21 protein-coding genes are annotated in these 26,440 nt (G+C 45.9%); 4 read left to right on the top strand and 17 right to left on the bottom strand.

Annotated features, from left to right (window positions below):
- Nucleotides 1-168: 168 nt before the first annotated feature.
- From MKZ12_RS10905 to rpiA, 12 genes are all read right to left on the bottom strand, one after another.
- A complete protein-coding gene (locus tag MKZ12_RS10905) occupies nucleotides 169-3,336 on the bottom strand; it encodes an MMPL family transporter (RefSeq protein ID WP_339260361.1) in 3,168 nt (1,055 codons plus the stop codon).
- A complete protein-coding gene (locus MKZ12_RS10900; protein ID WP_339241458.1) occupies nucleotides 3,333-3,791 on the bottom strand; it encodes a MarR family transcriptional regulator in 459 nt (152 codons plus the stop codon). The genes MKZ12_RS10905 and MKZ12_RS10900 overlap by 4 nt, the downstream gene beginning before the upstream one ends.
- 215 nt (nucleotides 3,792-4,006) lie before the next feature.
- The gene (locus MKZ12_RS10895) at nucleotides 4,007-4,444 is read right to left on the bottom strand and encodes a GNAT family N-acetyltransferase (RefSeq protein WP_339241456.1); all 438 of its coding nucleotides are present in this window, start codon (nucleotides 4,442-4,444) and stop codon (nucleotides 4,007-4,009) included.
- A gap of 184 nt (nucleotides 4,445-4,628) precedes the next feature.
- Nucleotides 4,629-4,793 carry a hypothetical protein gene (locus tag MKZ12_RS10890; protein ID WP_339241455.1) on the bottom strand — a complete coding sequence of 55 codons (165 nt, stop codon included), beginning with the start codon at nucleotides 4,791-4,793 and terminating at the stop codon, nucleotides 4,629-4,631.
- Nucleotides 4,794-4,860: 67 nt separating this feature from the next.
- A complete protein-coding gene (locus MKZ12_RS10885; RefSeq protein WP_339260360.1) occupies nucleotides 4,861-5,574 on the bottom strand; it encodes a methyltransferase domain-containing protein in 714 nt (237 codons plus the stop codon).
- Nucleotides 5,575-5,591: 17 nt separating this feature from the next.
- Entirely contained in the window at nucleotides 5,592-5,942 is a 351-nt protein-coding gene (locus tag MKZ12_RS10880) for a hypothetical protein (protein ID WP_339260358.1), read from the bottom strand.
- 58 nt (nucleotides 5,943-6,000) lie between these two features.
- The gene (locus tag MKZ12_RS10875; RefSeq protein ID WP_339260356.1) at nucleotides 6,001-6,963 is read right to left on the bottom strand and encodes an alpha/beta hydrolase; all 963 of its coding nucleotides are present in this window, start codon (nucleotides 6,961-6,963) and stop codon (nucleotides 6,001-6,003) included.
- Between the two features lie 37 nt (nucleotides 6,964-7,000).
- A complete protein-coding gene (locus MKZ12_RS10870; protein WP_339261374.1) occupies nucleotides 7,001-8,710 on the bottom strand; it encodes an ATP-binding protein in 1,710 nt (569 codons plus the stop codon).
- A gap of 15 nt (nucleotides 8,711-8,725) precedes the next feature.
- Entirely contained in the window at nucleotides 8,726-9,820 is a 1,095-nt protein-coding gene (locus MKZ12_RS10865; protein ID WP_339260354.1) for a cobalamin-dependent protein, read from the bottom strand.
- Between the two features lie 287 nt (nucleotides 9,821-10,107).
- Nucleotides 10,108-10,569, bottom strand: a complete 462-nt coding sequence (locus MKZ12_RS10860) for a MarR family transcriptional regulator (protein ID WP_339241344.1) — start codon at nucleotides 10,567-10,569, stop codon at nucleotides 10,108-10,110.
- A gap of 15 nt (nucleotides 10,570-10,584) precedes the next feature.
- Entirely contained in the window at nucleotides 10,585-11,184 is a 600-nt protein-coding gene (locus MKZ12_RS10855; protein ID WP_339241342.1) for a GNAT family protein, read from the bottom strand.
- 25 nt (nucleotides 11,185-11,209) lie between these two features.
- The gene (gene rpiA / locus MKZ12_RS10850; RefSeq protein WP_339241340.1) at nucleotides 11,210-11,881 is read right to left on the bottom strand and encodes a ribose-5-phosphate isomerase RpiA; all 672 of its coding nucleotides are present in this window, start codon (nucleotides 11,879-11,881) and stop codon (nucleotides 11,210-11,212) included.
- Nucleotides 11,882-12,390: 509 nt separating this feature from the next.
- Between rpiA and MKZ12_RS10845 the strand changes: the two genes are divergently transcribed.
- Nucleotides 12,391-14,133: a methyl-accepting chemotaxis protein gene (locus MKZ12_RS10845; protein ID WP_339243008.1), complete on the top strand. Its 1,743-nt coding sequence runs from the start codon at nucleotides 12,391-12,393 to the stop codon at nucleotides 14,131-14,133.
- Between the two features lie 46 nt (nucleotides 14,134-14,179).
- A complete protein-coding gene (locus MKZ12_RS10840) occupies nucleotides 14,180-17,890 on the top strand; it encodes an amino acid adenylation domain-containing protein (RefSeq protein WP_339260353.1) in 3,711 nt (1,236 codons plus the stop codon).
- Nucleotides 17,891-18,002: 112 nt separating this feature from the next.
- Here MKZ12_RS10840 and MKZ12_RS10835 read toward each other — a convergent pair whose 3' ends face one another.
- The 3 genes from MKZ12_RS10835 to MKZ12_RS10825 form a co-directional block, all read right to left on the bottom strand.
- A complete protein-coding gene (locus MKZ12_RS10835) occupies nucleotides 18,003-18,623 on the bottom strand; it encodes a TraX family protein (RefSeq protein ID WP_339241336.1) in 621 nt (206 codons plus the stop codon).
- A gap of 76 nt (nucleotides 18,624-18,699) precedes the next feature.
- Complete coding sequence (locus tag MKZ12_RS10830; RefSeq protein ID WP_339260352.1) at nucleotides 18,700-19,200, bottom strand: GNAT family N-acetyltransferase; 501 nt, start codon at nucleotides 19,198-19,200, stop codon at nucleotides 18,700-18,702.
- 233 nt (nucleotides 19,201-19,433) lie between these two features.
- Nucleotides 19,434-19,907, bottom strand: coding sequence for an RbsD/FucU domain-containing protein (locus tag MKZ12_RS10825; RefSeq protein WP_339241332.1), 474 nt, complete (start codon nucleotides 19,905-19,907; stop codon nucleotides 19,434-19,436).
- A 259-nt stretch (nucleotides 19,908-20,166) separates the two neighbouring features.
- Here MKZ12_RS10825 and MKZ12_RS10820 point away from each other — a divergent pair, with 259 nt between their 5' ends.
- Both MKZ12_RS10820 and MKZ12_RS10815 read left to right on the top strand, forming a co-directional pair.
- A complete protein-coding gene (locus MKZ12_RS10820) occupies nucleotides 20,167-20,589 on the top strand; it encodes a MarR family transcriptional regulator (RefSeq protein WP_339260350.1) in 423 nt (140 codons plus the stop codon).
- Nucleotides 20,590-20,618: 29 nt separating this feature from the next.
- Nucleotides 20,619-21,953, top strand: coding sequence for an MFS transporter (locus MKZ12_RS10815; RefSeq protein WP_339260348.1), 1,335 nt, complete (start codon nucleotides 20,619-20,621; stop codon nucleotides 21,951-21,953).
- A gap of 157 nt (nucleotides 21,954-22,110) precedes the next feature.
- Here MKZ12_RS10815 and MKZ12_RS10810 read toward each other — a convergent pair whose 3' ends face one another.
- Both MKZ12_RS10810 and MKZ12_RS10805 read right to left on the bottom strand, forming a co-directional pair.
- Nucleotides 22,111-23,409 carry an MFS transporter gene (locus MKZ12_RS10810; RefSeq protein ID WP_339260346.1) on the bottom strand — a complete coding sequence of 433 codons (1,299 nt, stop codon included), beginning with the start codon at nucleotides 23,407-23,409 and terminating at the stop codon, nucleotides 22,111-22,113.
- Between the two features lie 159 nt (nucleotides 23,410-23,568).
- The gene (locus tag MKZ12_RS10805) at nucleotides 23,569-26,439 is read right to left on the bottom strand and encodes a glycoside hydrolase family 3 C-terminal domain-containing protein (RefSeq protein WP_339260345.1); all 2,871 of its coding nucleotides are present in this window, start codon (nucleotides 26,437-26,439) and stop codon (nucleotides 23,569-23,571) included.
- Nucleotide 26,440: the final 1 nt, after the last annotated feature.

Genomic DNA, 26,440 nt, shown 5'->3' with positions numbered 1-26,440 from the left:
TGAACTGCTCTATATCTTATGATGAGTGGCAAGACAAGGCGCGGGATGGTGTCCTTAGGCAAGCACCTTTCTTTTGCACAAGATGTGGTTTTTCTACAGATTTAAAAAAAGAAAAAGCCCTGCCGCATAACACGGCAGAGCCTAATCCATTCATTGCAATGCATTATATTACATGCCTATGGTCCGATCCGACTCAACGGAATCCGCCTGTTTCTTGTTAGGGAACGGCCACCAGTTCGCCCGGCCAAACATCTTCACCATCACTGGCACGAAGAATGGCAGGAAGAGCAGAGAGTACAGGATCAGCCCGCTAAGAACTACTGTAGCAATCTGCATCATTGAGAGAACACCGGATGGATACATCGCAGCAAAAGTTCCGCTCAGAATGACCGCTGCAGATAGAATAACGGTTCCCATGTTTTTCATCGCGTACAATATGGCATCCTGTACTTTCATGCCTTTGTTCTCATTGAAACGATCCATCAGGAAGATGCTATAATCCACACCGAGTGCAATCAGCATGACAAATCCGAAGAACGGAGTAACCCAGCTGATGCCTGCGAATCCAAGGATATTAACAAAGACCACTTCGGTTAACGCCATTGATGTGAAATAAGCCAGTAATAAGGAAACGATTAGATACAATGGCATAATGACCGAACGAAGCAGCACGACCAGAATAATGAATGTACCCGCCAGCATCAGCATGACAGTACGTGTATAGTCATTATTCGAGATCTCCTGCAAATCTGCAAATGTACTCGTCACGCCACCTATAGCTATGTCTGCTTTTTCAAGCGTACTGCCTTGTACCGCACGATGTACTGCCGCTTCAATGTCAGGAACACGGTCAATAGCTTCTGTGCCGTATGGATTCTCTGCAAAAATAACATCAATCGTCATCGTTTTTCGATCTTCGGAAAGATACGTATCATATACCTGTTTGAAGTCTTTGCTGTTCAGAGCTTCTTCAGGAACGTACCAGCCTGCCAGATCCGAATCCGGTGAATTTTGCAATTGCGTCAGATAATCCTGTGCCGAATCCAATCCTCCTGAAACCTGTTTGATGCCATCGACACTTTGGTTCAGTCCATCTGTCAGTTGTGTCAGCTGACCACTCAGATCCGTGAAACCTTGCTGCATTTTCTCCTGACCACCCTGAAGCTGGCCAAGTCCATCCTGAATGGAAGGAATCTCACTAATGACTTTCCCCTGACCATCAGCAGCCTGTTTAAGACCGGATTGTAACTGACTGATTCCCGTTACAATTTGGCCCAGACCATCAGCAAGAGCCTTCTGTCCGGCTGCTGCGGAGGCAAAACCTTCATTGGCCTGATTTATTCCAGCAGCGGCTTCTCCCAGCTTGGTCTGAATCTGACCCAAACCTTGAGCGAGCTGCGCTGTACCAGAACCTGTTTCACCAATCGTGCCTTTGATACGCTGGTAATCAGCATCTTGCTGTAATTCAGGATATCGCTCTTCAAGTGCTGTGAAGGATTCGGAGAGACTGGTCAAAGCTGTTGAGACCCCGCTTAGTTGTTGCTCCAGTTCACGAGTTCCTTCCCCCAGTGCAGCGACACCAGCTCCCGCCTGACGATAAGCTTCAAGTAACTGATTATTCGCCTGCGCAAGTTGATCTGCACTCGTTTTGGCTTGCTGAAGCCCGGCTTTTAATTCACCGGCACCTGCGGAACCATCTCGAATACCTTTTTCAATCTGCCCAAGTCCCTCACTGAGTTGCGTGATACCCGATTGCAACTGCGAGGTCCCTTGGGTAAGTTTTCCTGCCCCATCAGCAGCTTCTTTTAATTGGGGTTCATTTTTACTTAGCTGACTGCTGGCTTCACTCAGACCATCACGGATTTTGTCCAGACCCGTCTTGCCTTCTCCCAGTCCATCCGATAATGTTCCCACTTGCTGTGTAACTTCAAAATCTTTGATCTCATCACCCGTAGGTCGTGTCATACTGCGGACACCAGAGACTCCGGCCACTTTCTCTACTTCACGGCTAATTTTCTCGGCTACAGCCATATACTTCGCATTATCCATCGCTTCATCGTTCTGAATGACGATCTGACCCGGCAGCGATTCACCCGGACCAAAGCTGTCGGAGATAATGTTGAATGCTTTTACGGAATCATATTTCTCCCCAATCTCATCGAGACTGTTGAACGACAGTTTGCCATCGTAGGTTGCCAATAAAGGCACACAGACAGCCGCAACGATGAGCAGCGCAGCCCATGGACGTTTCAGTGAGAAGCGGCCAGCTACACCATAGATCTTGCTCTCCGCATGTTCAAGCGAACCCTTCGACGGCCAGAATAACTTCTTGCCTAATACCGCCATGAAGAAGGGAACGATCGTCACCAAGGCGAGCATCATTACGGCAATACCCACAGCTACGGCAACTGCAGAACGATACAACATAAACTGGGCAAAGCCGATCGCAATAAATCCAACCAGCACGGCCAGTGCTGAGAAGAGTACCGTTTTACCCGCAGTACGATAGGTAGCAATGATGGCGTCCCACGTATTTTCATGATGAGCCAGTTCTTCCTTGAACCGACTGATTAACAGGATGCAATAATCCGTACCAATCCCGAACATAACGGCGACCATAAAGATCTGTGTAAACGTTGATATCGGGAAGTCGACTCCATCCACGAGGAATGCCACAATCTGTTGCGATACAATGTAACTGATCCCCACCGTCAGCAGCGGTACAAACGGAGCTACAAACGAACGGAACACCAGGAACAGAATGAGTAAAATAAAGACAACGGTAATATATTCCGATTTCTTGAGCCCCTCTTGGGAACTTTCAATGGTATCCTCGTCAATCAGACCTTTACCGGTTATGTAGTGCTCCACATTGACGGACTTCAATGTTTCATTCAGGTCTTCCCGCATTTCCTTGACTGTACGATCTCCCTGATCAATAGATAGCGACGTTAATATCGTTTTGCCATCAGCCGAGATCATCTTCTCGGACAATTCAGGTTGGGAGAAAGGTTCCAGAATGGACAGAATGCCCAGCTTCTCTTTGTCGGCCTCCAATTGTTTAACAGCCTTCTCTGCCTCTTGTTTCCCCGTGGTACCCAGACCATCGGGATTATAAAATACAAGAGCAATTTGGCTGCCCTGCTGTTCTCCTTTTTGTGCCGCAGCTTCATTCAGAATCTTTGCAGCCTGGGTGGAAGAATACCCTTCAGGAACCGAAAACTGTCCCTTCTCCCGGATTAACTCACTCATGTTAGGGGCGGTAAACATCAATACGGCAGCTACAACCACCCATAGCCCCATTAACCACCATCTTGCTTTCAGTATCGCTCTCATTCGTTCTCCTGTCCTCCTTCATGCGTTAGCAAAGCTGCCAGCTTCTCAAAAGATTCAATGAAAATCCGAACCTCTTCCGGTGTAAAATGAACCAGATACGGCTCCAGAATCTGCTGTATTTCCTGTTCTGTCTCCCTGTACACCTGTCGCCCGTTGTCCGTCAGAGTTAAATATACGACCCTGCGGTCACGTTCATCCCCTGCACGATCGACCAGATCACGATCCACCAGCTTGTTGACCAGAGCAGTAATACTGCTCTTGCCTATGCATAATAGTTCTGCCAGATCAGAGGGTGTACAAGTCTGCTTCTCATTAATAAGTCGAAGGGAACAGAACTGATCCATCGTCAAAATCTGCCCTACACGTTCACGTATCTGGGTATCAAACCGTTTGGTTACCAAGAAAGAAGCATCCAAATAGCGATTAACCAAACTTCCAGCATCCGGTCTGTTCATTCATCATTCTCCTTTCGCAATATAGTTCGCTTAACGAACTATTCTCCTGTGAAACTATTCTATAATGAAACTATATTGAAAAGCAATACTTTACTCCTGCTTTTTTTGATGAGAACAATAAAAAAACAGGACGTCCGACTCAGCTAATTGCCAAATCCAACATCCTGTAATGCGTATGCTCTATTTATTTTATAAAGTAGTAGAACACTTCTGCGTTATTCTTCGTCTGTATCTTCCTCTTTTTCAAGTACACAACGGAACCGCTCCACACCTGGATAAAGCTCGCCCAGACTATATACGATGAATCCCGTATTCCGGTAAAACTCCAGGGCCTCCAGATCCGTCTCTGCAATCAAAGTGTCAGGATTGTATTTCTCCAGCAGCTGTGAAATCATGCCGCGACCATAATTTTTGAGGCGGTTCTCCGGCAGAACGGCAATATGGTGGATGGTAATCTCGCTGGAGCCTGTATGCTCATAACCGATCAGACCGATCAATTGCTCCTCTGCTTCATATCCGGCCAGATACAGTTCGTCATTCTCTACATATTGTTTCAACGCACGTTTCAGATGATCCGGATCAGGAAAGACCGAGTAAGATAACAGCTCCTGTACTACCGGTTCTTCTATGCGTGATTTCAAATTAATTAACACCCTTATTCCTCCTATACCTTGCTTGTTTCCGTTATCGTATTGTAGTCGTTAGCCTCGCAAAGTTCAAGTCGTATAACGATTCAGTTCCGATTGAAGCACAGTCGAGAGGTTATCCGAAACGTTAATCTGCGCCAAATGATAAGCATCCAACAGTGCGCCCCCAACAGCCTTATCGGCAGCGGAGTCACATACTCGCGATACCTTCCAACACATGTTGCTCGGCATGGATATCGTGATAACGATTGCAACCTCCCTTTTGCACATAGGATAACAACCTTCCGTTCTGATCGGCGACAGCCACACGGGTGTGGCTCCCTCCTCCATCCATCCCAATTACGTATGTATTCATCCCTAACTTCTCCCTCCCAACGGAATAATAAGAGTGCCGGGGCTTTAATCAGGTCCCGGCAGAGAATTTATTGCTTTTGCACAGCGAAACGTAGCAGTTCACAACGAAATTGTGTCGGTTCATCATACTTATCCTCTTCAATCGTCTGTGTAACATGTTCTTGAAGCAGAATATTCCAGCCTTTATAAGCCTCCTCGAGTATAGCAATAGCCTCTGCTGTGGGCAGGTTCAATTCAATTAACGGCTCGACATCACGGCCTGAGTTCATTTCTTTCTCCTCCACATTGGTACTCATCGTAATACAATGAATGCCACCTGTTCGAGTTCCTGCTTGTAACCGCTCTAGCGCTTCCTTGAATGCTTGTTTATTCGATACATGTTCCAGACAAGAACAAGCAGCTATAAAGTCAAAATAATCCTTCTCGATGGCATAATGCTCAACGTCTGCTTTTACAGCTTGCACGAGATGATCCACCTTATATTCTTTCGCATACTTGCGAAGTCCATCTACAGCCTCGTCCAGCAAATCCACACCGATGACTTCACTGTTCGTCTGTGCAAGACGCTGTGCAATGGGTATCGTATGCCTTCCTACTCCGCATCCCAGATCAAGGACACGCAGTTCCTCCTTGTGAGCGAGGATACGTTCCAGCATATCCATAACCATAGGCATTGGCCTGGACATCCAAGTACCCGAGGAGAATAATTCATTATTCTCATAGAAGTTAGAATGATAACCTGCCTCTGCTTTTCGCGCAGCCTCAAATTGTTCATTTCCCATTAAGACACCCCCATAGTTTAGAAATTAAACGTCAATGTCCCGGTACCAGCGAATAAAAGGATTGAAAAAATGAACATGATGACCAATCCAGCCGTTACAAGTAATTTACCCGTATCTCTCTTGTATGAACTGTCGTTAAACAACATGATCCCACCAATGGAAATAGCCACCGGAGCGAGAAAAAGTGTAATCAGTACAAGCAACGTGATGGAATAACGATCCAATACCGATTCTTCATATTCAGTCATATAAGGTTGTTCAGGTATTGCCGTTTTTGTGGCAACCAGATTACCGCAAGATTTGCACTTAAACTCATCTTCTGCCATTCCTTCATGGCAGTAAGAACATTTCCTTTGTGTGCGTGCCATCTTCCGCCTCCTTCCACATCTGTCCTATCCATGAATACCCATAATACAATATAAGAAATCAATGGGTTACCGATGCTGGATGCGACAGATGGTTCTTCATAAAGGATTCCAGTGCCGCCTCATATCCGGTGCGATCAACTTGAAACGCTGTGCCATGACCCGCACGGGGGACGGTCAGCAATTCCTTTTTGGTTGGGCAAGCTTCGTACAACCTGTACACCATTTCCGTTGGTACAAACGTATCCGCCTCTCCATGAATGAACAACACGGGAACGTTAACTTTGGCAAGTTGCTTGAGCGCAGAAGCCTCTTTGAAGGAATACCCTGCTTTCCACCGGGAGATCAGACTTGTGACAGGTATGAACGGAAATGCAGGCAGCTTGTATAGTTGCTTTAACTGGAACGTCAGTTCTTCTTCCACAGATGTATATGCACAATCAGACACAATCGCTTTAACCTGAGCCGGCAGGGTTTCACCACCTGTCATCAGTACGGTTGCTCCTCCCATGGATATGCCGTGCAATATGATTTCCCCTTTTGTACCCAATTTTTCAAGCACCCAGTTGCTCCACTGTACATAATCCTTACGGTCTAACCAGCCAAAACCGATGATGTCACCTTCGCTCCGGCCATGACCCCGATCATCCGGCATTAACACGTTATACCCATGCTTTTCCGCATAAAATCGGGCAAATCCAGCCATTTCTCTGCCTTTCCCCGAATAACCATGTGCCAGAATCACGGTCTGATCTGACCCCTTATTGGAATTAAGCCATGTACCATGCAGTTGTAGTCCATCATACGATTGAAGGATTACCTCTTCTGTAGGCTGAGCATCCAGCCACTTCAGGTCAGAAGCACTGCTGATGATTTCATTGTCCGGCTCAGGCATCAGATTCGGATTATCCACCAAAAACGTTTTTGGCGTACGACGAATGGCGGTTTTGAAAAAATAAAGTCCACCTGTCCACAGAAGAGCAAGAAGGATCAGTACCATTACTGCAAGTACGTAGAATATCATGAACGGGTTCTACCCTCTTTCCTTATTTGAGATATTATCAATCTTTACTTACTCGTTGCAGTGACGCACAGGCGGCTTGGTAGGCAGGTAACAAAGCATCCAGCAAAGGTTCTGCTTTCCGTGATTGACCTTCCTTCGCGAACTGCTCTATCTGGGCAAACAAAGTTGATAAATAACGAATCCCCAGACTCAGACTCCCTGATTTCAGATCATGGGCTACTTCAGTAGCAGCAACATGGTCGCCAGACACAATATTTCTGCGCAGCACCTCAATTTTGCCAGGTGTTTCGGTACGATACATATCCAACAACATGCCAAGGAGTGTGCGATCGCCATCGGTGTTTAATTCCGCAATCTCATGCACGATGCTCATATTCAGTACCTCTGTCGCTTCGGAGGATTGCTGCCACTTCTGGATCATCTTACTCAGCACTTCCAGCGTGAAGGGTTTGCCAATAAAGTCGTTCATCCCGGCTTCCATACACTTGTCTTTCTCTCCCTGCATAACATTACCTGTCATTGCAATGATGGGTGTGGGATGGCGCATTTCATCCATTTCTATGGAGCGGATTTGGCGTGTTGCTTCCAAACCATCCATTAATGGCATCATATAATCCATGAGAATCAAACTGTATTTTTTGCTGTGAAAAGCTGCAACGGCCTCTTCCCCATTCACTACAGAATCCACTTGGGTTATTCCCAGCTTTTTGAGCTGCAGCATAACAAGCTGCCGGTTGATGACATTATCATCGGCCAGTAATACGGATACAGAAGCAGTTTCATCATGCATAGCCTCCCTTCGATACTCTGGAGTGGATGTAGCAGACTCATTCACGGCCTGATTAACGTGTTTTTTGCCAAGTGCAAGTTCGAACCAGAATGTTGATCCTTCACCCTCCTGACTCTCTACTCCAATCTCACCTTCCATTAGAATAACGAGTGATCTGCAAATGGATAATCCGAGTCCTGTCCCTTCATACTCTCTCGAGCGTCCTCGTTCTGTCTGCACATAGGGTTGAAATAACTGGGTCTGATCTTCTTCCGAAATACCAATCCCTGTATCTTCAACTTCAAATCGAATGATTTGCTTGTTCACATCATCCTTACTAAGAGTGACTCGTATCTGTACAGAGCCTTTTGATGTGAATTTGTTCGCATTTTGAATGAGATTGATCAATATCTGCGTAATCCTCGTTGAATCCCCTTCAAGAAGATTGGAGATGCCGGGGTCACAGTCTACTGATAACCGATTGCCGTTCTTTCTGACTTGGGGTTCAAGCAAACGAACAATATAATTTATCGTCTCTTGCAGATCCACTTCTCCCCGTTCAAGCCGCATCTGACCCGCCTCAAGTTTGGATAGATCCAGAAGATCCTGAATCAACTTAAGTAGCAGTTTGGCAGCATCCTGTATAACGGAAACCGAAGTCTCCTGTTCTTCAGACAAGGGGGACAGCTTAAGCATCTCAGCCATCCCCAATATGCCATTTAATGGCGTGCGAAAATCATGACTGATGCCTGCAATAAATGCGTTTTTGGATTCCCCTGCATCTACTGCTTGCTGACGTGCAGCTTCAAGATTATTATTGTTCTTCGCAAGCAGACGCTGGAGTGTTACCAGTTCATTATTCATATCCGAGAACTCCGCGAGTATACGTTCCTCTTGCTCTTTGCTCCGAATCATCTGATCCGATAACTGCTCAATCGTTCTGCGCAGCCTCTGTATCTCTCCGTTCTCAGTAGACATCACATCATCCCTCTCCTAATCCCTAACCATATCCAGATCCAGATGATTGCATGTAGCTGGCTGAGCCAATAATTGTTCTGCAACCGCAACTGCTTCATCGGCTCCCGGAGCATAACCGTCGGCTCCTATCGTTTTCCACAAATCCTGATCAATGTTAAAAGGATATCCCCCGACCATAATCTTTACATGTGCCGTTGCCGGATGATGACGAATCAGTTGAATCAATTCTTTGGCCAGATGAAGGTGATACGTCATCGTAACTGAAATCGCAACAACATCACCCTGATGGCGCTCTATAGCCTCGACTACACTTCCATTAGGAACATTGGCTCCCAGATAGTGCGTATCCCAGCCTTCCATCTCGAACACATCTGTGAGCATACGCAGTCCGATCTCATGTTGTTCACTGCCTACACAGGTGGCAACCAGCCTTTTACCCTCACCCGCATGAGTCAACCAGCGAGAATAGAGACGTGAGATGAATGATTGGGTCGCTGCCGTACAAAAGTGCTCTTGCCCCACACTGATCTGATGATTCTGCCACAATCGTCCGACTTCATATTGGGTAGGCTGAAAAATATATCGATAAATATCACGAATCGTCACCCCAGCTTCTAACTGAGCTTCAATGATCTCGAAGGCTTCTTTCCGTTTATTCTCAAGTAAACACTGCAAGTACGATTGCGCAGCATCTCCATATGGCATGGATTCGTTAATATAACCCGCCTGTGACTCCATTTGTGTTGTTCTATATATTCCCATCTCCAGATAATCGAGTAGAAGTGCCTTTGACGGATGGTCAAATTCTTCTTCCAATGCCTCTTTAATCAGGTTGAGATTAATCGCCAGGTCTTCTTGTGATACCTTGTAACCTTCAAGTAGAACTTTCAGCCAGGCAATATAATGAGTAAACAGGCCCGGACTCTGTAAGAGCGCACTTTCTGCCAAATAGTTCAAGCTATACTGAGAATCTTGTTTGGTTCGCATTTTTCCGTTCTCACCAAATCGCTCAAGTAAATCGGGCTGTCTAAGATACTGTTTCTCCGTTATTTTATCCGCTAAGTTTCCCGATTCCTGGAGTAAACGTTCTCCTGCTTCTTGATAACTCATAGATGCACCCCTCCTCTACCCGCATCACATCTCCATCATCATTCGTGACTTATCCAGAATGAGATCAATGTTAGCTAACTTGCAATCGGGATAGGTTCTTCTATTTGATCCAACCAATCCATCCATTCCGCTCTAAAAAGTTCTGTTCCATTATACATGAATTTTTGATGATCATGTATTTTACGCCATGCATGTATAGAACAATCTTCCTATATTATGGAGGGCCTTGCAAGCCAGTCAGCCAGTATAAGCCTTTACTTTTGGTTCCACAAAAAAACTGACCTGCGTTATGAACGCAAGTCAGTTTTCCCTTCTGCCGCCAGTCCCAGCTTCTTCAACATCCGAATCGCATCCACTTTCTCGGAAGGATCAAGTCCTTCCAAAGCATCGATGATGACCTGATGGTGTTGAGGAAATATCTGTGTGAACAATTCTCTTCCTTCATCGGTTAACTCAGCGTAAATGACACGCCGATCTTCCTTGGATGGTCGACGAAACAGCAGATTTTTATTTTGCAACTTATCTACAACATACGTAATATTACCACTGGACATTAGCACTTTTTCACCAATCTTTTGCAATGCCTGCGGTCCCTTATGATATAACAAATCAAGCACACCAAATTCTGTCGTATTCAGTCCGTGACTCTGGATGTCCCGATTGGAACGTGAGGTCACAGAATTGTAGGCCCGAACAAGAACCACGAATAATTGTAAAGACAGTTCCCGGTTGTCCTCCGTGTTCAGCATTTCAATAATCCTCCATCAGTTGTTTACATTTCGGCTCGTATGAGGAGCCAACTTCTGCTCCCACTCCTCACGGAGCATTCCCATACGAATTGAATCATAGTACTCCCCACGAACGATACGACACTTCCGCATTCGCCCTTCCACCTGTAATCCGGCTTTTACGGCCGCACGCATCATTCGTTCATTACCAGACCAAGTAGTCAGTCCAACGCGAACCAAAGGAAGATGTTCGAACAAATGACTTGACCACATGACAAGTGAACGTGTACCAACCCCGCGTCCCCACTGGGCAGATCTGTATATTACAATCCCCATTTCCAGCCACATGGATAACTCATCTTCTATATAATAGCTGATCGTGCCCACAATTTGTCTGTCGGATTCAATGATACGGATCGATACCGGTTTGGAATCACTTGCATCAACGTCCAATCGTTTGAGCATACCTTGTTCGAAACTTTCATAACTTTCGTGTTTAAGTGGGTAATAAGGTGCATCCCATTGCTTCCATTCAGGTGCGTCATCACAGTAGATCAATTCATAGAGTTCTTTCAGATCCTTTTTCTCCACACACCGGAGAACAAGTTCACCATCCACGATGGGTAGTTCTTTCATGAGATGTAACGCACCCTCTTCCATATTAAGAACGATGGAGCTCTTCGATACTGCCGTCCGCTTGGGCAAGAATGACTGTGCTCGCCATATCCACAAAAAGTCCGTTATCAACAACACCTGGTAACATGTTCAATTGAACATTAAGGCTCGCGGCGTGATCAATCGCTTCCATATGACAATCCGCTATCAGGTTTCCGTTGTCTGTCAGATAACGTTGCTGTCCATCCATCCGCCACTGTGGTTGACACCCCAATTTTTCGAGGGCCTGGAAGGTCCACTCCGAAGCAAATGGAACAACTTCAACCGGAAGTGGGAATTTACCCAACTTTTGCACGGCTTTGCTGCCATCCGCCACAATAATCAATTTGTCACTATTGGCCGCCACGATTTTCTCACGCAAAAGAGCCCCTCCTCCCCCTTTGATCAGGTTAAATTCGGGATCTACTTCATCAGCGCCATCAATGGTCAGATCCAGACGTCCAATCTGGTCAAATGGAATGATAGGAATCCCCCATTCACGGGCAAGCTTGTCCGAAGCCTCTGAAGTGGCAACCGCTTGAATGTTCAATCCATCACGTACACGCTCACCGATTCGGCAGATGGCATAATAAGCTGTTGAACCTGTACCCAATCCAACCTTCATTCCATCTTCAACATATTCCGCCGCACGCTCTGCTGCTATCTGTTTAAGATTCATCTATAAACCCCCGCTGCTCATAATTTGAGAAATGCATATGTAGTTATTATAGATAAAACCGCTTCCGATGTATATCCGTGCCTTCTGTTGCATCTTTGCCATCTTATTTTTGTTTTGTTGAAGGATGTTTTTTTACCCACCATGTTATAGAATACAGAATGAAGCTAAAAAATGGGAAATTTTAAAATAAACAGTTCTAAATACCTATAAACCGTCTGATATGTCCATAAATACGTAAAATATTAAAAAAAATTTAACGATACTATTCAATTTAACGACATTTTATACGACATATTAATTATAGATGTGTTTTAATAATTAGACACCTATGGTTCATACGGTACATAAGTCTCTACGAAAGCGACTGATAAACCAAGACCATGGTCGCATAAATTTCCTTTGGAGGGGATCCCGGAATGATCTAGTTCACTGTACCAAAGCAACCTAAAGTTTCTTAATTTAAAGAAGATCAGGAGTGGAATTTAGTGAAATCATTAAGTTGGAAAAGCATGTCGTTTTTCTCCAAAAATTTGTTACTCTCATTTACCAATATCATTATCATCGGGGTAGCACTTATCGCAAGCAGTTACTATTTTCAAAAAACAGTTCTTGTTGATCAACTGCATGGACAGGTGGAACAAATCACCAAAAAATGGGCTGAAGATATCAATCCTGCCGAGGTACAAGCTGCTATTGCGGAAGGCAGCTATGATGGAGCAGCACAAACGAAATTACGAGCGTATTTTGATGAAATGCAAGAATATTATCCTAACATTGCACAAGCCTACATCTTCGGTGTTGAGCTCGGTGGCGATAACAAGAGATTAACTTCCCTTGTAGCGATGCCGACCAACCTAAGAGAGGCTTTTCAAAGTGAGAACGTAAATATAGGTGACATGTATGAGCAGCCGGTCGTTGTAGCCAACGCACTGAAAGAAATGCTTAATACGGACCGCCCTACATTCACCACATTCTATTCCGATGATTTCGGAACTTGGACAACCATTGCATATCCGATCAAAGACAGCAACGGTAAGATTTTCTCATATTTTGCCATTGATGCAGATGCATCAGCCGTACCCGCAGGACTTAACTCCTTGCTAAAAAACGGAATTATCATCCTTGTGGCTTTCTTGCTGTTATTCCTGATTATCCAATACCTTGTTGTTAAAAACACCCTTTCCCCTATCCGTCATTTGATCAAAGGAATTGATGACGTCAGTCGGGGTAATTTGAATGTCAACATTCCGACAGGCAAAGACGATCTAGGACTCGTTAATGAGAAGTTCAACACCATGGTTCGCAAAATCAACGATACTATCGTTAAAGTGCAAATCACATCACAAGAAGTTAATCAGTCTGCCAAAGAGCTATATGAAGTTTCCGAACGCAACAGTGACAATGCAGATTCTATCAATAACAACGTAACTCAAATCACTTCCAACATTCGTTCACAGGAACAGGCAACCCGAGATAGTGCACGTGCCATGTCCGAGATGGCTACTGTAATCCAGACAATTGCCACCAGCTCCGCTAGTGTAGCGGATGAAGCCTATGAAATGGAACGTCGTTCACAACAAGGTAACAGCGTTGTCCGTCAAGTATCCGAACAGATGAACCTGATTACCGAATCGGTTAAGAATACTGCTTCTGCCATTGAGGTTCTGGAGAGTCGTTCACAGGAAATTGGCGATATTCTCAATATTATCTCGGGAATCTCCAGCCAAACAAACTTGCTTGCCCTGAATGCCTCCATTGAAGCAGCACGTGTTGGTGAAGAAGGAAGAGGATTTGCAGTTGTTGCAGGTGAAGTACGCAAACTTGCCGAGCAGTCTGAACAAGCGACCAGCCAGGTTGGCGTATTGATTCAGGAGATTCAAGCTGGAATCAAACAAGCTGTACGTGCTATGGAACAAGGTACGTCAGAAGTAGATACAGGGCTCAGCGTAGCCGATCAAACAGGTCAACTGTTCGAAGACATTTTAGAAGCAGCGAAAAAAGTATCTAATCAGATTCAGGAAGTATCAAGCGCGACGGAAGAAATCTCTGCGGGTACTGAAGAAATGACCGCTACAGCAGAGGACTTGTCTTCAAGCGTAAGCAAGACTGCAAACAGCAGTGAACAAATTTCCTCATCTGTTGATGAGCAAAAAGCATCTTTGATCACACTGGTAGACTCCTCCACACGCCTTAACAGCATGTCTGAGGAACTCCAAGAACTAATCTCTCATTTCAATGTAAGCAAACAATAATTCAAATCCACAAACATTCGGTTTGAACCAAGGAGGAATAACTGAAGTGATTGAAAACCAACCATCTTCTAGCCATTCCATGGAATCTAGCTTGCCCGTTCTGCAGATTCCACTGGATTTTGGGCGACGTCAACAATCATTCTCTTATCAGTCTGCTCAAATCACATTACATGATTCTCTGAGCCGTGATCTTAAACAGAAGTTTGGAGAACAGATGGTGTACCCGGTACTCCTCTCAGCTTATGCAGCCTTGTTATACCGATTGTCAGCTGAACAGGAACTTGCCATAGGTATACTTGCCCCCGATCAGGCAGCTTCCTATCTTTCTTTACAGATTCAGGGTAAATTGACCTTCAACCAACTATGTCATCAGGTTTCAGAGCAGCTCAAGATTGAATACACGTTGCAAAACGGTGGATACCCTGAAACGTTGTTCATGCTGAATAGCGTACAGTTGCCTCAAGCACCACAAATATTAAATTGGAATGTTCGAGATGATGATCGGAACATGCTCATCCTTGATCTGTTCTATGATAGTTCACTGTTAAAAGAGTCTACCGTGCTGAGATATGCAGAATATTATCAGACTCTTCTACTCGCCCTCGTTCGTGACGGTGAGAAAGCGATCGGTACGGTGGATATTCTTTCCGCCTCAGATCGATTGTTATACCGGGAGATGAATGATACTTCCGTGCTCGAACCAGAGAATCAGACGGTCCATGGCTGGTTCGAAGCAACGGCAGCAGCATATCCGGATTCGCCCGCAATAACATCACCATCCCAAAGTTACACGTACAGAGAATTGAATGAACGAGCGAATCAGGTTGCACGCGTTCTGTTATCCAATGGATTGCAGAAAGGTGAATTCGTCAGTATCTTTATGGATCGAAGTCTGGAGACCATCATCTCCCTGCTGGGTATTCTGAAGGCAGGGGGTGCATATGTTCCAATTGACCCTGAGCATCCAAAAGAACGTAACAGTTATATTGTGGAAGATACGGCGTCTTCATTCGTGCTGACAACGGAAGCCTCTTTTGCACAAGCTTCCAGCTTGTTCTCCAATATAGCTACGGTCCGTCAGATTCTCTCTGTGGATGGTCGTCTAGCCGGATTTGCAGCAAGCAACCCCAATCTGGATATCCAGCCAGATGATCTTGCGTATATTATCTACACGTCAGGGTCGACCGGTAAGCCCAAAGGGGCGCTGATTGCCCACCGGGGTGTAACCAACCTTGGCAGTGTGGTTCAACGTGATTGTGACATTCAACCAGGTGATGTATTAACCCAGTTTGCTACATACAGCTTCGATGCATCCGTGTGGGATACCGTTGGCGCCTTGTTCTATGGAGCAGAATTATATCTGTTGTCTGCGGAAGAACGTGTATCTGTTGAAGAATTCGCAAGTGCAATTGAACGGACAGGAACAACGATCATTACGATCCTGCCTACGATTTTCTTCAATCAGCTTGCTTCCTATTTATCCGATGAAGGTTTCCACAAGCTGGCCAAAGTCAGAATCATTACTGTAGCCGGAGAAGCGCTCTATGGTGAGCAGGTTCGTGCCTTCCAGCGTAAATTTGGAAACCAGATTGATATTGTTAATGTATACGGACCTACCGAATGTACAGTAGCCACAGCCACTCACCGCATCAGTGAGCAGGTTCCAGAACATGTGGTGAACATCCCCATTGGTAAACCGATTCATAATTACAAAGTCTACATTGTGAATGAAGAACAACAGCTCTGTCCTGCTGGTGTACCTGGTGAAGTATATATCGCTACCCCTGCACTGGCCAAAGGTTATCTGAATCAGCCAGAACGTACAAAGCAAGCATTCATTGAGAACCCTTTTGCAATAGGTGAAAAAATCTACAAGTCTGGCGATATTGCCAAATTGCTGGATACCGGGTTACTGGAATATGTTGGTCGCAGTGACTCACAGCTAAAAATTCGGGGACACCGCATTGAGATCGGCGAGATTGAAGATCACTTTGCACGGCTTGATCAGATTCAGAACGTTGCGGTCATTCCAAAGAAAGAATCGGATGGACAGAATATGCTGGTTGGGTATTTTACATCAAAAGATGGCAGTACCCTTTCTGTTTCCGACATCAAGGCAGCACTGACCGCGAAACTTCCTTCTTATTTTGTACCAAAGTGGATCTGTCAGTTGGATGAAATGCCGATTGCACCGACTGGAAAAATCAATCGCAAAGCGATGGTCTCCCTGCCTCATGTGGAACGACATGAAGACCGCCCTGACCGGGTTCTGCCGGAGACAGAGACGGAATCCATTATCCTGGATGCATGGAAAGAAATTCTTCAACACGACGACTTCGGTGTCGAAGATAGCTTCTTCAATATCGGTGGTGATTCACTCCGGGTCATTCATGTACTCGTCATTCTGAAGCCACATTACCCGCAGCTGAAAATTGCCGACTTCTTTGCCGAGAAAACAGTCCGTGCTCTTGCTCGTCGCGTGGAAGTACTGTCACAAAGTACAGCAGAAGTAACGCATTCGACGGTGACGGATGACATGATCACACAATTATCCGAACACCCTGTGGAACTGGCGTCCCAGTTGGGGTATCCGCTCATTCGTGAACCTGAGCATGTGTTACTGACCGGAGCCACCGGTTATCTGGGTTCTCATGTGCTTCAACAGTTAATTCTGAATTCCAGTACACGAATCTACACGCTGGTCCGTCGACCATCCAATGGAATAACTGCAATGGAACGTTTGACTAACGTGCTGGAAGGATATTTCGGCAAACAACTGACTGATCAACTATCTTCCCGCGTGGAGATTATTGAAGGGGATCTCGAACAACCTAATCTCGGTCTTTCAGCTGAACAAACGGCTTATGTCCATGAACGAATTGATCGTGTCATCCACTGCGCAGCAGACGTACGTCATTTTGGAGATGCCGATCAGTTCGCCAAAACAAACGTGGAAGGAACGGTCGCCTTGCTGGATCTGATTCGTAGCAAACCTGGGGCCTCCTTCCACCATGTATCCACGATGGGCATTCCGGAAGATCTCGCACTCAGCGGACAATGGGAATCCTCCCTGCAATATGATCGGTTCCCGGCTGACTTGCATGTGGACAACCTGTATTCGGACAGCAAGCTTGAAGCCGAGAAAGTACTCATGATGGCGGCCGAGGAAGGTGTACCTGTCAGCATTTATCGTGCAGGTAATCTAACTTGCCACTCGGAAACGGGACGCTTCCAGTCCAATATTGATAGTAATGCCTTCTATCGCATGATCAAAGCCATGTTATTGCTTGGCAAAGCGCCTGCGGCAGACTGGATGGTTGATTTCACACCGATCAACTATGCAAGTGAAGCCATTGTTCATCTGGCCTTACGTCAGGATACAGCCGGCCGTGTATTCCACATCTGTAATCCGGAGCCGATCCGCTATGATGAGCTGATCCGTTCTGTGAATCGGGCTGGTTACAATGTCGAGACACTTCCTTTTGCCGAGTACACCCGTTGGCTGTTCGATGCCAGCGTCAGCAAGGAGCCGGAAGCTCTTCAGTTGGCTATTGCACAGCTTGAAGGCGACGGAGCGAAGGATTCAGCTTATGTCTATGCTTGCCCTGTCACAACGGCTTATGTGGAACCTGCCGGAATCTCATGTGCGAAAACAGATGATCGATTCATCTCCGTCATGTTAGACTACGCTGTTCAGATTGGGTATTTCCCCGCCGCAATTCGGCGCCAGTATGGCACTTCAACAGCAATGGAGTAAGTCCACTCTAGCATCAACCTGATTAATATATATAGCCACACAGAGAAAAGCCATCTTATCGTCATTCACTGACGGTAAGATGGCTTCTTCACTTCGCATTTTGGGCATTACTTTATGTCCAGCGAATGATTGCTATGACGGCGAGGTGAGCTGGATAGAAATAGCGCCAGACCCATCGTGGCCCCTTCATCCGGAATCCTGCTTGGTAATACTGAGCAACAGCAATACCAGCGGTGGCCAACACGCTATACATTTGCACAGAGCTATGATGCAGCAGAAGATATAGTGCATTTAACACAACATGTGCCATAACAAGCACAGGACCTTGGAAATAACGGAATAACAGAACCAATAACAACCCGTACATTCCGTAATCCATTTGGCTAATTTCCATGAACCAACCTGCCCCAATGACGATTGGAATACCCAGTAGACGGGATGGCAGTTTATCGATAACGAATAGAACCAACAGGGCAGACCACAATGTCCATACCACGTTCAGAGAATAATGATTAAACGCAGCCATGAACGGCACCTGTGATATTATCGCAATCCAGAACAGACGCCATATGTATTTTTGTACATCTCGTGTATGTTTATAACCGATATACACTGCAAAAGCATAGATTGGAAAAGCGATACGACCTATAATTCTCAACTCTATAATATGTGGAAAAAAGACAGCCCCTATATGATCAATTAACATCGTGATCATGGCAATCCACTGCATCATGTTGCGACTCCCCTCCCTCGTTCCCTATTACGGGTCTGCCATTCATTTATATCATGCGTCTTTTTTGAGCACCCTCTTATACATTAAGTTCATAATACATGAATTTGGTATCCTGTGCATATCCTTCGGATTCATATAAAGCTTGTGCTTGCGTGTTAGTTAACTCAGTAGAAAGTGATATACGAAGAACTCCACGCTCAGATGCCAATTGCTTGGCTGCTTGCAACAGTTTCCTTGCAATGCCTTTCTGACGATAATCAGGATGCACATATAGATCATTAAGCACCCAGATCGGCCCCATCGATACCGAACTGAAACCGGGATACAGCTGAACGAATCCGGTACAACTCAAGCCATGCGAACTTGGCACACCATTACAAACATCTGTCCCTTGATCACTTTCCACATCGGTTTCTGCTACCAAAATCACCGAGTCATGGCGTTCCATTCGTTCTTTAATATACTGACGTGCTGCATCAATGTCAGCATTCTGGTTGTAGAACATCCTGTACTCATTGAACAATCGACCCACCTCATTGCATTCTGGAAGACCCGCTTGTCTGATTCGTTGCTGCACTTCACTCAACTCCTTTAATTGGAGACCAACGTCTCATCCTTTGTGATCTTTATATTTTAAAATAATCTCTTCTCTTTCCCCATTCATCATCTGTATCAAAGTTTGTAGTATCTTGGGCATTAAGCTGAATATTCGTTCGTCCATGCCAATTCTGAACATTTTGTTATACTGCCTTGTTATTGGCAAAAATAAAAAGGCGACCAAAGCATCGGGTGCTCCGTCGCCGTAAATATTCAGTTCGATTCAGCGTTCTGTTGTTGCTGACCAGGATCAGCATCAGGAAAAATGACGCCTTTCTTCAGAATCAGATTGGCATATTGTGCACGCTCACCCGTTGCAACAATCACATAGGCATTCGAAGCACGTTTATAAAAATCAAATCGCTCTTCATGATCCAATGCATCCGTGATGCCTTCATATTCTTCAATTAAACGGCGGTAGTCTTCCCATATGATCGGTACCACCTGATCCCCCTTTACAACCTGCATGACAGCAGCGGGACGCTCAGCATAGGTATCCAGTGGGTATAATTGCAGGATGGCTTCCAATAGTTCGACAACTCCCAGTGCATCACAGCGCACCAGTCGCTTGGCATGACTCGCTGCCGGGAAATTGCCGTCAGCCAGCACCAGCTCGTCCCCATGCCCCATTTCAGACATAATTTTGAGCAATTCTGGAGGAATTATTGCAGGGATATTCTTCAGCACACACAGCTCTCCTTGGTCTTCTCCAACAGCGGTTAGAGGAAATTGGTTTTCTCCATTCTTCAAAAGCACGATGAACTTGCATTGAATCGAAGCGGTTTCATTACCATTCTAACAGTATTTTTTAATCCATGCATAGTGCTCCGGCTTGACTGATATGGAATATTTCATTTTGACAAAAATACTTGTTTCACATATAGTTGTTATAACAACTAATTGGTTCAGAACTTTTTATGATGGAAAGCGAGGTCTCGTTAATTATATGGACTACACACTTGAACAGTCTGTCGGATTCATGTTGGGTTTCACGCATCGTAAAGCGGTAGCCCTACTCGCAATGCGATTCAAACCTTATGATATTACAACAGAGCAATTTTCTGTGCTGTTTAATGTTGACCGTGGGGAAGGTGTGAATCAGAAAGAACTCGCTTCACGTGTCTTCAAAGACCAGCCCACCACAGCCCGGATTATTGATCTGCTTGAGAAAAAGGGTTTGGTAGAACGCCGGACCAGTGAACACGATCGCAGAGCCTATCTGTTATACCTCACCAAGGAAGGCAAAGCGTTAATTGATGTCCTCGTTCCGATCGAAAGAGAAATGAATAAAGAACTTGCTGAAGGTATATCCGAAGACCAGATGGAAGCATTTAAACATACTCTTTCCCTCATTAACCGCAACTTGTAAGAATCACAACTCAGGGGGAATACGTCATCATGAAAGAACAATCTACACAAGTAAGGCTATGGACCACCGATTTTATTTTGCTAATGCTATGCAACTTTTTGTTATTTCTACAACTGCACATGATCGTCTCACCACTTCCGTCTTACGTTCAGGAGCGATTTCACGCTAATGCATTTGAGGTCAGCCTCTTCACCTGTCTGTTTGCACTAAGTGCCATTGCAGCCCGTCTCTACTCCGCGAAAGCACTGGAGAAGGGTCTTCGTAACGCCATGATCTATATCGGCCTCTCCGTAGCCCTGCTGGCAACGCTCGGCTATTATTTTGCTGCGGGCATAGCCGTGCTTTTATTGCTAAGAATGTTATTTGGTATCGGGTTCGGTATGAGCAGTACCGCTTTTCCAACAATGGCCTCGGACATTGTGCCCGTCAAACGAATGGGTGAAGGCATGGGTTACTTCGGGCTATCAACTAGCCTGGCCATGTCCATGGGACCCATCATAGGGGTGACTCTGCTCCAGGGTGCCGGATTTGTAACCCTGATGTTATGTACTGCTGGTGTTCTCGCTGTAATCTATCCACTTAGTTACACGCTGACCCGTAAAAAAGCCGCCAGAAACAATAACAGTGAACGTATCATTCCACAAGCTACTACAAGTGATTCAGGATCCAACCCAAAACAAAAGACACCGTTCAACCGCAAGCTGATTCTGCCCAGTGTGCTGAATTGCCTGTTATCCATCACCTATGGTGGGCTCGTCGGATTCATCGTCTTGTATGGCAAGGAAGCCAATCTGGCCAATCCTGCGCTGTTCTTTTTGTTTAATGCACTCGCCGTGTTATTGGTTAGACCCTTTGCAGGACGAATCTATGACAATAAGGGTCCAAAAGCACTGCTGATTCCAGGAGCAATCTTCATTGCTGCCGGACTCATTCTACTCTCATATGCATCCTCCATGTCAGTCCTGTTCATTGCTGCCTTTTTATACGGGATAGGCTATGGTTCCATGCAGTCGTCTCTGCAGACCTGGATGATTCAAGTCGTATCTCCTTCTCAACGTGGCATGGCTAATGGCATGTTTTTGAACTCGCTGGATCTGGGTATTGCGACAGGTGCGCTTCTTCTTGGCGCCATTGCGGCCATAACGAGTTATACCGATATGTACCGATATTCCGTGATGTTTATGATTCTGTTCTTGCTTATATATCTGATTCAGGGAAAACGAAGCGGCAGCTTCTCCATAGAAGCTCATGCTCTGCTCACTCATACTCATATCCCTGCAACGGATTCACCTCAAGATCAAAAGGATTCATCTGGAGCCATCCCCACCGAAACTAGTCAGTCAGATAAAAGCAAACACGACTGATTGGTTACAATCATTCTGAACATAAAAACGCGTTTACACCGAGAAAGCAAATCATCCGCTTTCTTAGACGTAAACGCGTTTTTTTATTGGAACAGATCTGAATATTAAATCGACTTAAGACAGCCCGGAAATGAACGTAGCATACAGGACCTTCAATTTAAAGTGGACTTTTCTTGCGCCTTATCGGGGCATAACCACTACTTGTCTCCATTCGATCGATGTGCCGTTCCTGTTTCTGTCCGCTTCCTGAAGTAGGTTGGTCTCCTTTATCCGGCTTAACTGCGAATAATGTAAGTAGTCCTCCTACAGCTGCAGAAGCAGCAAGCACACCAAAAAGCAAAAAATGTTGTTTGCCAATGAGCAAAGAAACAACAGGTGGGCCGAGTGATACACCGATGAATCGCATACTACTGAACAAAGCCGTAATCGTACCTCTCTGCTTCTTGTCCACACCTTCTGTAATTAGAGCATCCAGACATGGTAAGGTTGCCCCTATTCCCGCACTTCCCAATGTGAATAGACCCACGACTACGTAGATATTATCGAAAACACCAATAACACCCAGCGAAACGGTTACAAGAATAAGTCCTGCGAAACCAAGCCACTTCATCCGAGGTTTGCTCTTTCCAATCCATTTCCCTGCGCAAAAGGAAAAAAGACACAGTGCCGCTAGCGGAATGGCAAGTACGAGACCTTTAACAATGCCCTTCATGGCGAACTCGCTCTCCAATGTCTCGGATAGATAATAAAGCACACCAAAAAGAATAAACATACAAATTCCACCGATCGCAAACAAGGCGTACAACCAGCGTCCTTTTTCTTTTAGTACATCCTTAATGGAAGCCACAAATTCTGTAAAGGTGGGCGGTTTTTCTTTTTTCTTTGGTGTTTTCACCAAGAATATAACCAGGATCAGCGACAGAACACAGAGTACGGGAATAGCCATAAAAGGTAGGTACCATAACCAAACAGCCAGTGCTGCTCCCAGAATTGGACTTAACACTTTACCAAATGTATTCGAAGTTTCAATGATTCCCAGGCTTTTAGATACCTGATCTTCATCATTGAACATGTCCCCAACCAAAGGAATCACAATCGGGAATGCCCCCGCTGCTCCGACCCCCTGCAATAACCTGCCACCTAATATGGTCCAGTAGGCTATATTTCCGCTTAACATCCATGCAGCCACACCAGCTACAGCTCCCCCAACGGCTGCAATGATGAGACTCGGAATTATGACTGCTTTTCTGCCAAAACGATCAGACAAATACCCTGCAAGAGGAATAAGCAGGATGGCAACTACAGCGTAGACTGTAATGAGCATACTGACCTTAAATGCAGATACCTTCAACTCACGTTCAATCTGTGGCAGGATCGGTATAAGCATGGAGTTACCCAAGGTCATAATTAAAGGGATGGAAGCAAGTGCGACGAGGTCCCACTTTTTATCGTTCATACCACAACCACCTTTACAGATTCTACACACAACAGCATTATTGTGCTTGTTTCGGAGGTTGATTATTCAGGACATGCTGGATGTTACCGCTTGTTCACACAAATAAGCTGCCTGCACATATTAGTGCATGACAGCTTATTTGGCTCATAATGTCTAGAACTACACCAATCTAAAGTGGCGTAACGCTGCTCCACCTTTGAAAATAATATACAGCTCATTCACCTGATGTGACGCCTCAAGCGAACACTGGACCGTTGTCCACTTGATATCTTTCCCATTCACACTGCCTCCGGGTCCAGAAACCACACACACACCGAGCAGTTCGCCCTCCAATCCTCCAGAACGAATCTCCAGTCTGCCCTCTTCCCCATAAGCTGCCACTCTGGCTTCAAATCCTTGTATGTCCTGAACAGCGTTATGGTTGAAAGTGATCCAGGATGACTGACCATCGCGATACAAAGGTTCTTCCCGAGTGATTGCCCGAACTGCCGAACGTCCCTCCAGACATTCATCCAACAGAACACCTCTACAAGCATCGTAATTCTCGGCAAAGGTAAGCATGTGCAGCGGACGATCAGGAATCGTCTCACCTTCAATCTGAATATCTGCCGACTGGCGTATATCGGCGGAAGAACGCCCTGCCAGGATGGCCCAGGTCGCTGTCTCCAGGCAGTATCGATCTCGGGTAACATCCCATAGCGCCAGCTTCTGAACAGGAACCTCGAAACCTATTGTAACACGCGTCCCTGCCTTCACATGGATACGACGAAAAGCAAGCAGTTGCTTCTGAGCACGCTTCACTCGCGAGGTATATGAAGATCCATAGATTTGCACGACTTCATCACTGTCACGTTCACCTGTATTGTGTATCTCCACTTCAATCTTCAAATGATCTGTGTTGGTATCTTCCACCGGGGCACTACGACTTACACGAATCGCCCCGTATTCAAACTCCGAATAGGTCAGGCCATGACCAAATGCATATTGGATCGGTCCTTGATGATACATATAGGTCATGCCACTCTGAATAATGTCATAATCCATGATGTCAGGAAGCTGGGATTCATCTGCATACCATGTCATGTTCAGTCTGCCTGCCGGGGCATAATGACCTAACAGCACATCCGCAAGCGCATTACCCAATTCCTGACCTGCATGTGTCATATATACAATTGCCCGGGCAATACCTTTCAACTCCTGCAAGGCAAATGGATAACTGCCCATAATGACAACCACCGTATTGGGATTCGTTTCACACACGGCTTTGACAAGTTCGACCTGATTCGGCGGAAGCAGCAGACTCGGGCGGTCGATTTCTTCTTTGCCATTGATGTACGGGCTGTTGCCAACAACAACGACCGAAGCCTGACTGTCACGTGCTGCTTCTACGGCTTGTTCTATTCCGCGTGCCACAATGTCGATCTCAAAAACCGCTGGTTCTGCCTGTGGTGACACTGGCGATAAAGCAGAATGTCCCTGATGTTCGCTCATTCCAACGGGAATACTGTTCCACGTCCGCAAGATGTTGCTGCCGTCCGACTGGGTTTCGAATTGAACAACTTCCTTCACAAACCAGCCGCCAATCTCTGGTGCGTTAGCCTGATAGACGCCTTGCTCGGTCAAACTAACGTATCGATGATTGTTCACACTTCTCAGCGTATGACTTCCCGATCCCCAATCCTGATGTACAAACTCGGCGGCTGTAGGTGCACTGTCCTCCGGTACGGCGACGAGAATACCTTCCGCTCCCAAGGAAATAACCTGTCCGTCTGCTGTCTTCAACTGAATATGGTCATTTCCGTCTGTATACGTTACGTCTGTTTGGGGTAATCGATTACGCAGCCCATCGAGGACGGATACACGATAAGGCAGCGTGCCACTGTACCAATCAGTATAGACCACATCGGCAAGTGGTCCAATGACACTGATCTTCTGTAATGCTTCCGGCTTCAAGGGAAGTAATCCATCATTTTGCAGTAAAACAATGGATTCGGCAGCAGCACGATAACTGAGTTTGGCGTGCTCCGGTGCACATAGTACCGACTCAGGTATAGACGCATAGGGGTTGCGTCCGGATTGATCCAGTTGTCCGAGACGCATCCGTACACTGAAGATGTTACGAATCGCTCGGTCCAAATCAGCTATCTCCAACAGCTCCTGCTCAAGAGCATCTTCCAGAGCAGATACGACTAGATCAACCTCATCCGTAAGACAATCCACTCCTGCCTTCAACGCACCTGCTGCGGATTCGGCATGACTGGTGTGATAACCATGATAGTTAACTGTCTGAGACAGATCCCCTCCATCACATACAATAAAACCTGGCATCGCCCACTCACCCTTAACCACATCATTCACATATGGACTCTCAATGGCAGGTGTACCGTTGATGGAATTGTAAGCTGTCATCATGGACAAGGCACCGCCTTCCACAAATGGTGTCTCAAAGGCTTTTAAATAATATTCCCGCAGATTCCGCGGATCGATGCTCGATGAACAATTCAGCCGATCTTTCTCATTATTATTGGCAAAAAAGTGTTTCAATGTCGCGACCATTTTCAGATAAAAAGGATCATTTCCCTGCATACCTTTGACGAGAGCTGCCGACATTTCACCCGTAAGAACCGGATCTTCGCCATATCCCTCTTCCGTTCTGCCCCAGCGTGGGTCACGTTCAAGGTCAACCGTCGGTGCCCACAAGGTTAACCCGTGAACTTCTGGATTACGGTGATGGTATGCCCTCGCCTCATCGCCAATGACTGAACCAATCTCTCGCATGAGTCTCGTATTCCAGGTACTTGATAGACCGAGCGGTTGCGGAAATACCGTTGCCTCTCCTTTCCATGCAACCCCGTGGGCAGCTTCGCCCCCAACGTTGTAGGCTGGAATGCCCAGTCTTGGTACAGCCGCTTCGCGAGTAGGTATTAGTCTGATCTTCTCTTCCGTTGTTAATCGTGCAATCAGGTCATCCAACCGTTCCTCAAGTGAACGTGATGCATCCCACATCGGGTATTGATGATACTCCTTCATC

Source organism: Paenibacillus sp. FSL R5-0713, assembly GCF_037973325.1.
GTDB lineage: Bacteria > Bacillota > Bacilli > Paenibacillales > Paenibacillaceae > Paenibacillus.
This window is presented reverse-complemented; position numbering and strand designations above follow the sequence as displayed.

What these genes read in the sequence shown, in the direction of transcription:
- MKZ12_RS10905 (WP_339260361.1), bottom strand. Translation starts at nt 3,336, where the DNA reads ATGAGAGCGATACTGAAAGCAAGATGGTGGTTAATGGGGCTATGGGTG.
- MKZ12_RS10900 (WP_339241458.1), bottom strand. Translation starts at nt 3,791, where the DNA reads ATGAACAGACCGGATGCTGGAAGTTTGGTTAATCGCTATTTGGATGCT.
- MKZ12_RS10890 (WP_339241455.1), bottom strand. Translation starts at nt 4,793, where the DNA reads ATGAATACATACGTAATTGGGATGGATGGAGGAGGGAGCCACACCCGT.
- MKZ12_RS10885 (WP_339260360.1), bottom strand. Translation starts at nt 5,574, where the DNA reads ATGGGAAATGAACAATTTGAGGCTGCGCGAAAAGCAGAGGCAGGTTAT.
- MKZ12_RS10880 (WP_339260358.1), bottom strand. Translation starts at nt 5,942, where the DNA reads ATGGCACGCACACAAAGGAAATGTTCTTACTGCCATGAAGGAATGGCA.
- MKZ12_RS10875 (WP_339260356.1), bottom strand. Translation starts at nt 6,963, where the DNA reads ATGATATTCTACGTACTTGCAGTAATGGTACTGATCCTTCTTGCTCTT.
- MKZ12_RS10870 (WP_339261374.1), bottom strand. Translation starts at nt 8,710, where the DNA reads ATGTCTACTGAGAACGGAGAGATACAGAGGCTGCGCAGAACGATTGAG.
- MKZ12_RS10865 (WP_339260354.1), bottom strand. Translation starts at nt 9,820, where the DNA reads ATGAGTTATCAAGAAGCAGGAGAACGTTTACTCCAGGAATCGGGAAAC.
- MKZ12_RS10860 (WP_339241344.1), bottom strand. Translation starts at nt 10,569, where the DNA reads ATGCTGAACACGGAGGACAACCGGGAACTGTCTTTACAATTATTCGTG.
- MKZ12_RS10855 (WP_339241342.1), bottom strand. Translation starts at nt 11,184, where the DNA reads ATGAAAGAACTACCCATCGTGGATGGTGAACTTGTTCTCCGGTGTGTG.
- rpiA (WP_339241340.1), bottom strand. Translation starts at nt 11,881, where the DNA reads ATGAATCTTAAACAGATAGCAGCAGAGCGTGCGGCGGAATATGTTGAA.
- MKZ12_RS10845 (WP_339243008.1), top strand. Translation starts at nt 12,391, where the DNA reads ATGTCGTTTTTCTCCAAAAATTTGTTACTCTCATTTACCAATATCATT.
- MKZ12_RS10835 (WP_339241336.1), bottom strand. Translation starts at nt 18,623, where the DNA reads ATGATGCAGTGGATTGCCATGATCACGATGTTAATTGATCATATAGGG.
- MKZ12_RS10820 (WP_339260350.1), top strand. Translation starts at nt 20,167, where the DNA reads ATGGACTACACACTTGAACAGTCTGTCGGATTCATGTTGGGTTTCACG.
- MKZ12_RS10815 (WP_339260348.1), top strand. Translation starts at nt 20,619, where the DNA reads ATGAAAGAACAATCTACACAAGTAAGGCTATGGACCACCGATTTTATT.
- MKZ12_RS10810 (WP_339260346.1), bottom strand. Translation starts at nt 23,409, where the DNA reads ATGAACGATAAAAAGTGGGACCTCGTCGCACTTGCTTCCATCCCTTTA.
- MKZ12_RS10805 (WP_339260345.1), bottom strand. Translation starts at nt 26,439, where the DNA reads ATGAAGGAGTATCATCAATACCCGATGTGGGATGCATCACGTTCACTT.